This window comes from Cupriavidus pampae (assembly GCF_914271485.1).
GTDB classification, from domain to species: Bacteria; Pseudomonadota; Gammaproteobacteria; order Burkholderiales; family Burkholderiaceae; genus Cupriavidus; species Cupriavidus pampae.
The window spans coordinates 737,342-750,628 of record NZ_CAJZAG010000002.1 but is presented as its reverse complement, the minus strand read 5'-3'; the positions used below and the strand labels follow the sequence as shown (position 1 = coordinate 750,628).

The 13,287-nt window shown below is 66.6% G+C and carries 13 protein-coding genes; all 13 read left to right on the top strand.

What is annotated here, in order from left to right; genetic code table 11:
* Positions 1-7 precede the first annotated feature (7 nt).
* From LDO41_RS07615 to LDO41_RS07555, 13 genes are read left to right on the top strand one after another with little or no spacing between them, the layout of a single operon-like run.
* On the top strand, positions 8-2,101 hold the full coding sequence (locus LDO41_RS07615) for a glycosyl hydrolase family 18 protein (RefSeq protein ID WP_223984067.1): 2,094 nt from the start codon (positions 8-10) through the stop codon (positions 2,099-2,101).
* 16 nt (positions 2,102-2,117) lie between these two features.
* Positions 2,118-2,570 carry a type II secretion system major pseudopilin GspG gene (gspG, locus tag LDO41_RS07610; RefSeq protein ID WP_223984065.1) on the top strand — a complete coding sequence of 151 codons (453 nt, stop codon included), beginning with the start codon at positions 2,118-2,120 and terminating at the stop codon, positions 2,568-2,570.
* An 11-nt stretch (positions 2,571-2,581) separates the two neighbouring features.
* On the top strand, positions 2,582-3,766 hold the full coding sequence (locus LDO41_RS07605; RefSeq protein ID WP_223984064.1) for a type II secretion system F family protein: 1,185 nt from the start codon (positions 2,582-2,584) through the stop codon (positions 3,764-3,766).
* A 3-nt stretch (positions 3,767-3,769) separates the two neighbouring features.
* Entirely contained in the window at positions 3,770-5,479 is a 1,710-nt protein-coding gene (locus tag LDO41_RS07600; protein ID WP_223984062.1) for a GspE/PulE family protein, read from the top strand.
* Between the two features lie 18 nt (positions 5,480-5,497).
* On the top strand, positions 5,498-6,409 hold the full coding sequence (locus LDO41_RS07595) for a hypothetical protein (RefSeq protein WP_223984060.1): 912 nt from the start codon (positions 5,498-5,500) through the stop codon (positions 6,407-6,409).
* Positions 6,406-7,023, top strand: a complete 618-nt coding sequence (locus LDO41_RS07590; protein ID WP_223984058.1) for a hypothetical protein — start codon at positions 6,406-6,408, stop codon at positions 7,021-7,023. Before LDO41_RS07595 ends, LDO41_RS07590 begins: the two co-directional genes overlap by 4 nt.
* Entirely contained in the window at positions 7,020-7,538 is a 519-nt protein-coding gene (locus LDO41_RS07585) for a hypothetical protein (protein WP_223984055.1), read from the top strand. The genes LDO41_RS07590 and LDO41_RS07585 overlap by 4 nt, the downstream gene beginning before the upstream one ends.
* Positions 7,539-7,543: 5 nt before the next feature.
* The gene (locus LDO41_RS07580; RefSeq protein WP_223984313.1) at positions 7,544-7,996 is read left to right on the top strand and encodes a hypothetical protein; all 453 of its coding nucleotides are present in this window, start codon (positions 7,544-7,546) and stop codon (positions 7,994-7,996) included.
* The gene (locus LDO41_RS07575) at positions 7,993-9,894 is read left to right on the top strand and encodes a secretin N-terminal domain-containing protein (RefSeq protein WP_223984052.1); all 1,902 of its coding nucleotides are present in this window, start codon (positions 7,993-7,995) and stop codon (positions 9,892-9,894) included. The genes LDO41_RS07580 and LDO41_RS07575 overlap by 4 nt, the downstream gene beginning before the upstream one ends.
* Before the next feature lie 10 nt (positions 9,895-9,904).
* Positions 9,905-10,390, top strand: a complete 486-nt coding sequence (locus tag LDO41_RS07570; RefSeq protein WP_223984048.1) for a type II secretion system protein — start codon at positions 9,905-9,907, stop codon at positions 10,388-10,390.
* Between the two features lie 5 nt (positions 10,391-10,395).
* Entirely contained in the window at positions 10,396-10,791 is a 396-nt protein-coding gene (locus LDO41_RS07565) for a type II secretion system protein (RefSeq protein WP_223984045.1), read from the top strand.
* Complete coding sequence (locus tag LDO41_RS07560) at positions 10,766-11,281, top strand: type II secretion system protein (protein ID WP_223984042.1); 516 nt, start codon at positions 10,766-10,768, stop codon at positions 11,279-11,281. The genes LDO41_RS07565 and LDO41_RS07560 overlap by 26 nt, the downstream gene beginning before the upstream one ends.
* A gap of 25 nt (positions 11,282-11,306) precedes the next feature.
* Positions 11,307-13,286, top strand: coding sequence for a glycoside hydrolase family 19 protein (locus LDO41_RS07555; protein WP_223984039.1), 1,980 nt, complete (start codon positions 11,307-11,309; stop codon positions 13,284-13,286).
* Position 13,287 lies beyond the last annotated feature (1 nt).

Below are 13,287 nucleotides of genomic sequence, written 5' to 3'. Positions count from 1 at the left end.
GGGCGTCATGAAAGGCTCGATGTTGCCGGCGGTACTCGCGATGGTGGCCGGCATGGCCTTTGCCCAGCAGGCCTGGCAGGAGGGCGCCACCTACTCGGCGGGCACACGCGTCATCTACAACGGCCGCCTCTACGAAGCGATGCAGGCGCATACGGCGTTTGCGGGCGCTGGCTGGAATCCGGCCGCATCGCCGACGCTGTGGCGCGATCTCGGGCCAGCGGGCGCGCCCGCGCCGGCACCAACGCCGGCGCCTTCTCCCGCGCCAGCGCCCGCACCATCGCCGGTGCCATCGCCTGCTCCTACCCCGGCGCCGGGCCCGAGCCCTGCGCCGGCGCCCGCTCCGGCTGCGGGATGTTTTGCGACATGGTCGGCTGGCCAGGCCTACGCGGAGGCCGGCACGCGCGTGACGTACAACGGCCGCAACTACCGCAACAAGTGGTGGACGCAGGGCGACAACCCCGCGCAGTCGGGGCAATGGGGCGTATGGGAGGACCTTGGCGCATGCTCTGGCGCACCGGCGCCGAGTCCGGTGCCAACGCCTGCGCCAACGCCAGCACCAGCACCAGCACCAGCACCAGCACCAGCACCGACGCCAGCGCCAGCGCCAACGCCCGCACCGACGCCCGCGCCGACGCCAGCACCAACGCCAGCACCAACGCCAGCACCAGCACCAACGCCAGCACCGGTGCCCGCACCAACGCCCGCGCCCGCACCCGCACCGGCCCCGGCCCCGGCACCAAGCCCGGCGCCAGCCCCCGCACCCGGGCCATCAGGCGGCCGGGAAGTGGGCGGCTATTTCGCGCAGTGGGGGATTTACGGCCGCAACTACAAGCTCAGGAACGTCGATACCTCCGGCGCGGCGCGTCATCTCACGTTCATCAACTACGCCTTTGGCAACGTGTACGCCAAGAACGGCGGTTACGAATGCGACATCATCACCAAGGCCGAACCCGGCGCGACGGACCCCAACAATCCGGAAGCAGGTACCGGTGGAGACGGCTGGGCCGACTATCAAAAGGGATTCTCGGGGTCGGAGTCGGTTGACGGCACAGCCGACGCCTGGGGCTTCGCCTGGGACGACCCGCGCAACGGCAAGGCGGGTCCGCTCAAGGGCAACTTCAACCAGCTGAAGCAACTCAAGAAGAAGTATCCGAACCTCAAGGTGATGATCTCGATCGGCGGCTGGACGTGGTCCAAGTGGTTTGGCCGCGCGGCCTCGACCGACAACTTGCGCAAGCAACTTGTCTCGTCGTGCATCAACGTCTACATCAAGGGCAACCTGCCGTTCGACGCAGGTGGCAATGCCGGCGGCGAGGGGGTGGGCGCAGGGGTGTTCGACGGCATCGATATCGACTGGGAATTCCCGGGCGGTGGCGGCCAGCCGTACAACCTCGTCGATCCGAACGACAAGAAGAATTTCACGCTGCTGCTCGCCGAGTTCCGCCGTCAGCTCGATGCGGCCGGCGCGCAGGTCGGCAAGCGGCTGCTGCTGACGGTGGCGATCGGCTCGGGCGGAGACAAGATCGCCAATACCGAGCCGGGCGAATACAGCAAATCGCTCGACTGGATCAACATCATGTCCTACGACTACCACGGTGGCTGGGAAGCGACCGGCCCCACGGACTTCCAGTCGAACCTGTACGTCGATCCGGAAAGCCCGAACGCCAAGACCGCGGTCGGCAAGACCTACAACGTCGATGCATCGGTCAAGGGCCTGCTCAACGCCGGGGTGCCCGCCTCGAAGATCGTGGTGGGCGTGCCGCTATATGGGCGCGGCTGGACCGGCGTCTCGCCGGGGCCGAAGGGCGACGGACTGTACCAGCCCGCAAGCAAGCCCGCGCCGGGCACCTACGAGGCCGGCATCGAGGACTACAAGATCCTCGTCAACAAGCCTGGCACGGTGCACGAACATCCGGTGACAAAACAGTCGTGGAAGTTCGATGGCACCACGTTCTGGTCGTATGACACGCCAACCACCGCGCGCGCGAAGGTGAACTACGTCAAGCAGCAGAACCTGCGCGGCGTGTTCACGTGGGAGCTCGATGGCGATACCGCGGACGCCGAGATCACGAAGGTGCTGGGCGAGGTCAACGATCAATGACGGAAAGAGGGGGCATATGCCTGGACACATGCGCGCGCGAATCAGGCGGTGGCTCGATGCGGGGCGGCGGCGCGGCTTCACACTGCTCGAATTGCTGGTGGTGCTGCTCATCATCGCACTGCTGGCCGGCTACGTCGGGCCACGCCTGTTTGGCGAAGTCGGCAAGGCCAAGACCAAGACCGCGGCTTCGCAGATGAAGTCGATTGCGAATGCGCTCGATCGCTATCGGCTGGACACCGGACGCTTTCCGACCACCGAGACCGGACTGGCGGCACTGATGACCAATCAGGGCAATGTCACGGGTTGGGATGGTCCCTACATGAGCAGCGAAATGCCAGCCGATCCGTGGGGCAAGCCTTATGTCTATCGCAGTCCCGGCGATGGTGGCAAAGACTACGACCTGATGACGCTCGGCGCCGACGGCAAGCCCGGCGGAACCGGCGAGGATCAGGACGTCGTGAGCAAGTAGCAGGCACCGGCATGCAATATCGGATACGGGGCAGGTCGGACGCGGGCGAGCAGACGCTCGACGTCGAGGCGGAAGACGAAGCGCAGTTGCGGAGCACAGTGGAGGCCATGGGAATGGACCTGGTGGAGATCCTGCCCGAGAAACGCCGCGGCGCGACCTTTACGTTGCGCAAGCAGGTGTTCGACAGCGCGCTGTTCACGCAGGAACTGATCGCGTTGCTCGACGCCGGGCTCAGCCTCGTCGAGACGGTGGAGACGCTGCGCGACAAGAGCGCGGAAGGGATCAACCGCAGCGTGCTGACGCGCATCGTTGGTGCGCTGTACGAGGGGCTGCCATTGTCCAGGGCGCTCGAGCAGCAGCCCGAGCAGTTTCCCGCGCTGTACGTTGCCACGGTGGCCTCCGCCGAACGAACTGGTGCCTTGTCCGAGGCGCTCAAGCGCTATCACCACTACGACGCACGGCTCGCGGCCGTGCGCAAGAAGGTGGTGTCATCGATGGTGTACCCGATGATCGTGATCGCCTCGGGAGGGCTGATCATCATCTTCCTCGCGTTCTATGTGGTACCGAAGTTCAGCAGTGTCTATGAGTCGATGAAAGACATTCCGGCGTCGGCGCGCGCGATGCTGTGGTGGGGCCACCTTGTGCAGGCCCACGGCACGCTGTTGTTGCTGGCGATCGTCGCGACCATCGCGGGCGTGGTGTTCGCGCTGCGCACGCAGGCGGTGCGCGCGCGGCTCATGGGCATGCTCACGCGGTTGCCGAAGCTTGCCAGCTATCAGCATCTGTTCGCGCTGACGCGTTTCTATCGCACGATGGGCCTGCTGCTGTCCGGCGGCATGCCGGTGGTGGCATCGATGGAGATGTCGGCGCAGTTGCTGCCCACGGCGATGCAGCCGTCGCTGAAGCGGGCGCTGGAGGACGTGCATGCGGGCAAGTCCCTGTCGGCGGCATTGCCCGCCGCGGGATTGACCACGCCGGTGGCCGAGCGGCTGATCCGCGTGGGCGAGCAGAGCGGCGAGCTGGCGACGATGGTGGCGCGCTCGGCCGAGTTCTGCGACGAGGAACTCGACCGCGCGATCGATACGCTGATGCGCGTGTTCGAGCCGGTGCTAATGCTTCTGGTCGGCGGCATCGTGGGCACGGTCATCTTTCTGCTGTACATGCCAATCTTCCAGCTTGCGGGTAGTGTGGGGTGAATCATGGCAACTGCAAATGGCCGCGCGGCGCTCACTGTCGCCCCCGCCACGGATCCGACCGAACAGCGCTCGCCCGCGTCGATGCAGGCGCGGCTGTGGGAGGAGTCGGACCAGGACGCCACCAGGTATCTGCGGCGCGTGCATGACACGATCGGGCTGCGCGGCATCGACGCGGAAACGCTGGATGCGCTGACCCCGTGCTTCGACCTGCTGCCGTTCGCCGAGGCCATGGGACACGATTGCCTGCTGGCGCGCGAACCGTATCCCGGCGGTAACGGCGAGGGGCATCTGCTGCTGATACTCGGCAATCCGTTTCTGCCCGAGCATCGCGCGTGGGCGCTGCAACGGTTGCGCATGCGTTTCTCGTTCGCGTTCTGCGTGCCGGGGGATCTGTCGAACTATCTGGCCATGCATGAGGCCGAGCATCATACGCTGGCGCAGGTCAGCAGCGGCATCGAGGACATGCGTGTCGGCGAGGCCGGCCTCGAGATCACGCTTGCCACGCTTGCCGCCGACACCCACCCGGTGGTGCGGCTGGTGAACTCCTCGCTCTACGACGCGCTCAAGTTCCGCGCGTCGGATATCCATATCGAAAGCATGGCGGGCGGCCTCGTCATCAAATACCGCATCGACGGCGTGCTGCAGACCACGGGCCGCGCCAGCGGTGCCGAGGTGGCCGAGCAAGTGATGTCGCGCATCAAGGTCATGTCGGAGCTCGATATCGGCGAGCGGCGCGTGCCGCAGGACGGTCGCTTCAAGGCACGCATCAACCATCGCGAGATCGACTTCCGCGTCTCGATCATGCCGTCGGTGCACGGCGAGGATGCGGTGCTGCGGGTGCTCGACAAGCAGCGGGGCGGCAAGGAGGAAGCGCCGATGCGCCTCGACGCGATTGGCCATGAGGAGGACATCGTCGCGGCGATCCGGTCGATCGCGCATGAGCCGTACGGGTTGATCCTCGTCACCGGCCCGACCGGTTCGGGCAAGTCCACCACGCTGTACGCGACGCTGTCGGAGATCAACACCGGCGAGGAGAAGATCATCACGATCGAGGACCCGGTCGAATACGAGCTGGCTGGTGTGTTGCAGATTCCGATCAACGACAAGAAAGGGCTGACGTTCGCGCGCGGCCTGCGTTCGATTCTGCGGCACGATCCGGACAAGATCCTGGTCGGCGAGATTCGCGATGGCGAGACCGCCGGCATCGCGGTGCAGGCCGCGCTCACGGGGCACCTGGTGCTGACCTCGGTCCATGCCAACAACGTGTTCTCGGTGCTAGACCGCTTTCTGCATATGGACGTCGATATCCACAGCTTTGTAGACGCGATGCTAGGGGCCGTGGCACAGCGGCTGATGCGCCAGATCTGTCCGCACTGCGGGATCGATGATGCGGCCCCTGACGATGCGCTGCTGATGGCATCGAACCTGACGCGCGCGGACGTGGCCGGCTGGCGCTTCCGGCGCGGCGCGGGCTGCGATGCATGCCGCAGGACCGGTTATCTGGGGCGGCAGCCCATTGCCGAGGTGCTGCGCTTCAACGACGCCGTCAAGCAGTGCTTCGTCGAGCGGCGTCCGGCGGCCGAACTCAAGCGGGTAGCGCACGACAACGGTTTTATCCCGATCCGACAGGTGGCAATGCGCGCGGTGGCCGACGGCAGGACCACGCTCGCCGAGGTGAATCGGGTCACGGTGGTAGAGGCCGCGCTGCCGTAGGCGCACGAGGAGACAGACATGTCCCAGTGGCTCAATCCGTCGCGGTCCCTGCTCGATCGCGCCAGTTCTGCCGGACGCCAATGGCGCGAACGGATGGCGAAGTCGTTGTGGCTGAAGTCGTTTCTGAGCCGGGCACGGGCGCGTTCGGGCATGTCAACCGCGTCGGCGTGGCACAGCCGCGCCGCGCTATGGATCGACGGCGAGCGGGGTTGCGTGCTGGGGGTGTCAGGCGCGGGCGAGCGTGCGCTCCCGCTCACGAGCAGCGGCGATGTGACCGCCGCCATGGCAGTGCTGGAAGCGCTGGCGCCGCGTCCCGCCAAACCGGGCCTGCACACCTTGCGCGTCATCGTTGGCGCGCCGTTTGTCTGCTATTTTTCGCTGCCGTGGCGTCCATTGCCGACACCGACCGACTGGGTCGCGCAGGCGCGCGTGCACTTCGCGCGCAGCGGCTTTGGCAATCCGGCCGGCTGGCGCTTTATCGTGCCCGATGCCGCATGGGGCAAGTCGCGCCTGGCGGCGGCGATGCCGGAGGCGCTGTGCGCGGGCATCGAGCGGATGTGCGGCGCGCGCAAGCTGCGCGCACCGTCGATCGAGCCTGGCTATGTGCGGGCGTGCACGGACTGTGCGGCGCGCATCGAAGATGGCCGCATCGCGGTGGTGGAGCTCGAGGACATCGATGCCGATGGCGCGATCGCGCATTGCGGCTTCCGCGAGCAGGGCCAATGGACGGCGTTCGTCACGCTGCCGGTGGCGGGAGCGATCGATGAGGCCATGCGCGATGCAATGGTGTTGTGCGCGGTGCCCGAGCCCGAGCGCACGTACGTGATTGGCTCGACGCGGGCCGAGGGCCGCGATCGCCGGGACCGCGCCGAGGCGGGCCGCGCCCCGATGGCGCAATGGTTGCGGGCACCCTGGGACATCCCGCTATGAAGACCGCGCCCGTCGATTTCATCAGGGGCAATCGTCCGCCGGCGGGCCCGGGATTGATGGCGATCGCGGTCGGCATCGCGCTGCTGGTCGGCGCGCTGCAGTACCTTGCGATTTTGCAGGAGCATGGTCGCGAACTCGACGCGCGCGACGATGCGATGGCGCAGCAGGAACGCGAGCGCCAGGCCGTCAGCCGGGCGCATCGCGATCTCGAGAACCCGCGCGCCGCGGAACTGATGGCGATGCAGCGCTACGCGACGGAGCCGGCGCGGCATTTGATCGAGCGCGGGTGGCGGCCCAATATCGCGCTGCTCTCGCTGGAGGTGGCGACGGCCACGCGCGAGATCAACCTCGTATTTGAAACCCGCACCGCGCAGGAGGCACTGTCGTTTGCCGACTACCTCGAGTCGCAACCAAACACGGAACGAATGGTGGTCAAGCGGCAGGTCGAGAAGCCGGGGCCACCCGTGAAGTCGGTGGAAACCGCGTTGCAGGTGATCTGGCGCGCGTACAAGGGCATGCCCGCCACGTCGGACGCGGCGGCTCCTAACGATGCCCCGCCGTCGGGGGCCTCGGCCGCGGCCGCGCCGCCGCCAGCCAAAGAGGGGGCACCGTGACGCGATGGATATGGGAACTGCGCCGGGCGCGCTGGCGCTTCGGGACGTTCGGCTGGCTTGCGCTGCTGCTGATGATGATGGCAGCGGGCGTAGCCGTCTCGGAGATCCTGCCGATGCGCGCGGACCTCGCGCGGCGGACGGCGGAGTTGTCCAGGCGCGAAGCGCAACTCGTGCACGCGCCGCCCCCGGCGCCCGATGTGGTGGGGCGTGCGATGACCGCCGACCAGCGCTTCTCGGTGTTTCTGCACAGCTTCCATGCCATCGCCGGCCAGCACGGCCTGTCGGTACCGCAGGTTACCTATCAGGCCGTGGCCGAGGACGAAGCGTCGCTGCGTCGCTATCTTGTCGAAGGCACGTTCACGGGCAGCTATCTGCAGGTCCGGACGTTCGTCGCCGACCTGCGGCTGCTGCGCGGCGTGCGCATCGAGCGCGTGGCGCTGTCGCGGACGGGCATCGACAAGACGCAACTCGACGCGCGCATCAAATGCTCGTTTCTGGTGGAGACGTCGCCGTGAACCGCATGCGCGTCCGCACCACCACGGTGGCATGGCACGTAGCAGCGCTGCTCGCGCTGGCGAGTCCGCGCGTGGCAGCGCAGATGGGTCCGTCCGGGGCACCCGGACCCGCCGCGCCCACTGGCATGATCGACTTGTTCCCGAGCCAGACATGGCTGCCGCCTCCACCGCCCCCACCCCCGCCGCCACCGCCCCCGCCGCCACCGAAGGACCCGCCGCCGTTGCCATTCGCGGTGCGCTCGTTATGGCTGGACCCCGATGGCGACGTCTACGTGGTGCTTACGATGGGCGCGCAGGAGTTCCGGCTATGCGCGGCGTGCCAGAAGAAGGGTTTCCTGCGCGCGGGTGGGACGCTGCTGGGCGCGTATCGCATCGAACAGGTGACGCGCGACGCCGTACAGCTGACTTACCTGCCGATGAAGCGACTGCAGTCGATATCCCTGGGAGGCGGAAAATGAACCGGCTTGGTATGGTCGTGACGCGCGTGACGGTGGCGCTGCTCCTGCTGAGTTCCTGCGCAGCCGACATGCGCTACCGCGAACTGGATACGAAGCTCGCGGGCCTGCCGCCCGACGAGGCCTTGCAGGTGCTGGCGCAGACGTCCGCGCAGTATCCGGACGACCTCGATATCCGCAGCCGCTACCTGCAACGGCGCCGTCAGGTCATGGACGACTATCTGACGCGCGCGGTGGTGGCTTATGAAGCGGGCGATGCCGCGCAGGCGCGCAACTTTGCGCAACGCGCGCAGCAGGCCGCGCCCGGCGATGACAACCCGACCTCGATGATCGAGTGGATCGATCGGCAGGCGCCACTCGACATGGCGGTGGCGCACGCGGAGGCGGTGCGCGCCGAGCGTCCCGAAGAGGCCCTTGCCATCGTCAGCGACGTGTTGGCCAAACAGCCTGGCAATGCGCGCGCGGCACGATTGCGCAACGAACTCAGCGCGCCGAAAGGGCGGGACCTCGGGCCTCAGCTGTCGCGCGACCTCAGCCAGCCGATCACGGTGCAGTTCCGCGACCAGCCGCTGATCAGCATCTTCGAACTCGTCTCCAATATCACCGGCCTCAATTTCACCTTCGATCGCGAGGTGGTCGCCACTGTGCCCACTACCATCTACGCGACCAATACGCCGGTGCGCCAGGTCCTGACGCTGGTGCTGCAGGCCAACCAGCTTGCCAGCAAGATCGTGAGCGGCAACTCGCTGCTGATCTATCCGAAGCGGCAGGACAAGGAGGCCGAGTATCGGGACCTCGTGGTGCGCACGTTCTATCTGCAGAACGCGCAGGCGCCGCAGGTGCTGGCGATGCTCAAGCAGATGGTCAAGTCGAAGGACCTGGTTCTCGACGAGCGCACCAACGCGATTGTCATACGCGACACGCCCGAGGCGATCAAGGTGGCGGAGCGACTGGTGGCCGCGCTCGACGTGATGCCGGCCGAGGTGGTGATCGAGGCGCAGATCCTGGAGGTGACAGCTTCGGATCTGCTGCAGTTTGGCATCCTGTATCCGGAGCAGGTCAGCTTTACGCCGCAGCCGCTGCCAGACAGCAACGATCCCACGGTGCGTCCCCCCGGGTTTCTCACGTTCGATCAACTGCGTCACCTGAACGGCAGCGACATTCTGGTGCGACTCGGCGAGCCCTCGATCACGCTCAATATGCTGCAGAAGCAGGGCAAGACCAAGACGCTGGCGTCGCCACGAATTCGCGTGCGCAATCGCGAGAAGGCCAAGGTGCTGATCGGCGACCGGCTGCCCGTGGTGACTACCACGCTGTCGAGCAATTTCAGTTCCGAGAGCGTGAACTATCAGGACGTCGGCCTGACGCTTGAAGTGGCGCCCGTGATCGTTGGCAGCAGCGACGTGCAGGTGAAGATGCGGCTCGAAGTATCGAACGTCACCGACACCATCCGCACCAGCAGTGGCTTGATCGTGTACCAGATCGGCACGCGCTCGGCGGAGACCGTGATGAGCGTGCGCAACAACCAGACCCAGGTGCTCGCGGGGCTGCTCCAGCGCGGCGAGCACAATTCGGGACAGGGGCTGCCGGGGCTGAGCCGCATCCCGATCCTCGATCGCATCTTTGGCACGCGCTCCAATGATGCAAGCCAGACTGAGCTGATTCTGCTGCTGACGCCGCGCGTAGTGAGGAATCAGGAGATTCCGGCTAGCAATATCGTCGTGTTCGACTCGGGTACCGAGGGGCGTATTACGACCGAGCGCGACGTCATCTCGAGCGATCAGGTCATTCGCATGCCGCCGCCGCGAGGCGGTGGAGCGCCGCCACCCTCGGCACCGCCGCCGATGGCGCCGGCCCCGGCTCCGGCAACCGCGCCGGGGCCGAAGCCGGCGGGACCATAGGAGCGCTGGGATGTCACACCTCCTCCCACGCGTGCGCGCGTTCACGCTGATCGAGATGCTGGTGACGCTGGCCATCGTCGGCATGCTCGCCGCTGTGGCATTACCTCTGACGCAGGTGGCCGCGCAACGCGCCAAGGAGGAGGAACTCAAGCGCGTGCTGTGGAAAATCCGGGATGCCATCGACGCGTACAAGGCCGCCGTGGAGGCGGGCAAGATCGAGCGGACCATCGGTGATAGCGGCTATCCGGCCACGCTGGAGACGCTGGTCAAGGGCGTACCGGACAAGACCAGTCCGACCAAGGCGGGCATCTACTTCCTGCGGCGTATTCCGCGCGATCCGATGTGCGATTGCCCCAGCACGGCCGATGACAAGACCTGGGGCCGGCGCAGCTATGCGAGCCCGGCCGATGCGCCGCGTGAAGGGACCGATGTCTACGACGTGTATTCGCAGTCGACGGATGTCGGGCTCAACGGCGTTCCCTACCGGCAATGGTGAACACCATGCGCGCACCGGCCATATTCGTGAGGGCGGTCTGCAAGGCCTTCACCCTGATTGAACTGCTGGTGGTGCTGGCGATCATGGCGACGCTGTTGACGCTGGTCGTGCCGCGTTATTTCGGCCAGACCGACAAGGCGCGCGAGACCGTGCTGCGCGAGAACCTGACTGCCATGCGCGAATCGATCGATCGATTTCGCGCGGACGAAGGCCGCTATCCGGGCGCGCTGGACGAACTCGTGCAGAAGCGTTACCTGCGCGAGATCCCGCTGGATACCGTGACGCAGAGTCGTACGACATGGAAGACCGTGACGTCGCCTGATGGCAAGCCGGGCGTGTATGACGTGCGCAGTGGCGCGAGCGGAAAGGCGAAAGATGGCACGGACTACAGCTCGTGGTAGGCGCGCCGGCACGGACGCACGTGCGCGCGGCTTCGGCATTATCTGGGCACTCATGTGCGTCGCGCTGATGGGCATCTATCTGGCGCGTGTCGGCGACATGTGGAGCACCCTCGCGCAGCGCTCGCGCGAGGAAGAACTGCTGCGCAACGGCCATGCGATCCACGCGGCGATCCGCAGCTTTGTGGCGGCGGATGCGAGCGGCGCTTATCCGCGCGATTTCAACGATCTATTGTCGGATCCGCGCGCGTCGTTCGCGCGGCGGCATTTGCGCGCGCGCTATCGGGATCCGATGGCGGACCCCGGCACGGGGGCTGACTGGAAGGAGATACGTGGTCCGGCGGGCGAACTGTACGGCGTGTATAGCGGCGCGGCTGGCACACCGCTCAAGCAGGACGGATTTCCTGACGAGTACGCGAGCTTCGCTCTGCAGAAGAGCTACAGCGAGTGGAAGTTTGCGCATTACCCGAGCAGCAGCATGATGCGGCGTTGAGAACGCCGCGACAAGGAGAATGGTCATGGCCTTCGCTCACAGGACTCTGCCGTTGATCTCCGCGGCATTGGCGATTGTCACGGGCGCGGCGCTCGCGCAGGAAGCGTGGCGCGAGGGCGCGACCTACGCGCCGGGTGTGCAGGTGACGTACAACGGTCGCCTCTACCAGGCGCTGCAGGCGCATACGGCGTTCGTGGGCGCGGGATGGAATCCGGCGGCATCGCCGACGCTGTGGCGCGATGTGGGGCCGGCGTCGGGCACACCAGCACCCGCGCCCGCACCCGCACCTGCGCCGTCTCCGCAACCGTCGCCAGCACCAGCACCAGCACCTTCGCCCGCTCCCTCGCCCACGCCTGCTCCGGCACCGTCACCGGCACCGGCGGGCGGGTGCTTTGCGGCATGGGCGCCGGGGCAGGCCTATGCCGAGGCCGGTTCGCGCGTGACGTACAACGGCCGCAACTATCGCAACAAGTGGTGGACGCAGGGTGACAATCCCGCGCAATCGGGGTCGTGGGGTGTATGGGAGGATCTGGGCGCGTGTTCGGGGGCACCGGCACCGGCGCCCGCACCAGCACCAGCACCAGCACCAGCACCGGCACCGGTACCGGCACCCGCGCCAGCACCAGCACCCGCGCCAACACCAGCACCAGCACCAGCACCAGCACCAGCACCGGTGCCCGCGCCATCGCCCGCGCCGGCACCATCGCCAACCCCGGCTCCCGCTCCCGCGCCGGCCGCGTACAAGCCGAAGGTCATCTACATTGCCGCGCCCGCGGGCTACCCATCGGGGGCGGAACTTGCCCAGACGGAGAAAGCGATGGTCGACCAGACCGCCGGCCAGATCGCGCTGATTCGCGATGCGCTGCGCGTGCTGCCCGACGCCGAGGTGGAATCGGTCCAGCCAGGTCGCGCCGAGAATCCGCCCAACGTGCGGCGCGTGGAGCAGATCCTTCCCGAAGCGAAGTTCGATGCCATCTTTCCCATCAGGCATACGAAGTATTCGTATGTGAACCTGCTGCGCGGCATCGCCAAGTTCCCGGCGTACTGCGGCGATTACGCGGATGGCCGCGATGCGGTGGCGATCTGCAAGAAGCTGCTGGCCACATCGTTCGCGCACTTCGTGCAGGAGACCGGCGCCAACTGGCCATCGCTCACGCCGGCGCAGGCGCGCTCGGGATACCCCGACCACAACAACGCGGTGCTCGCGAGAATGCCGCAAGATGCGCCGATCGAGAGCTGGCGCCAGGGCCTCTGGTTCCTGCGCGAGTCGGGCTACGAGGAAGGGTCGTCGGTCGGGTCCTACCAGCAATGCGCACCGGGCTCGCACGCGACGAACTGGATCTTCTATGCATGCGCGAAGAACGCCAGCGGACAGTTCCTCGACTACTTCGGGCGCGGGTCCAAGCAACTGTCATGGAACTACAACTTCGGACCATTCTCGCAGGCGCTCTACGGCGATGTGAACCTGCTGCTCGATAATCCAGGCAAGGTCGCGGACACCTGGCTGAACTTCGCGTCGGCGGTGTGGTTCGCGGTGACCCCGCAGACGCCCAAGCCGCCGATGACGTGGGTGGTCGATGGCACGTGGAAGCCCAATGCGGTGGACCTCGGCAACAATATGAAGCCCGGCTTTGGCGCCACCGTGTACATCATCAACGGCGGTATCGAATGCGGTGGAGGCGGCGCGGAGAAGTCGCAGGTGGTCAACCGCATTGCCGCGTATCGCGCGATGGCGGAAGAACTCGGCGTGCCGATCGTGCCCGAGGAGCCGCTCGGCTGCGCCGACATGCGCGGCTTTGTGGAAGGCTCGGCCGCGGCGGTCAAGGCGTATCTGGACAAGGACTGGTCGTGGCGCGACGGCAAGCCGGCAATCGGCTGCAAGCTCGTCGATTACCAGATGCCGTTCTCGCTCGTCATTCCGGGCGACTACCAGAAGTGCACGGACTACTATTTCCGCGGCAAGGTCGAATACAACGGCCAGATCGTCGAGGACAACACCAAGTAGC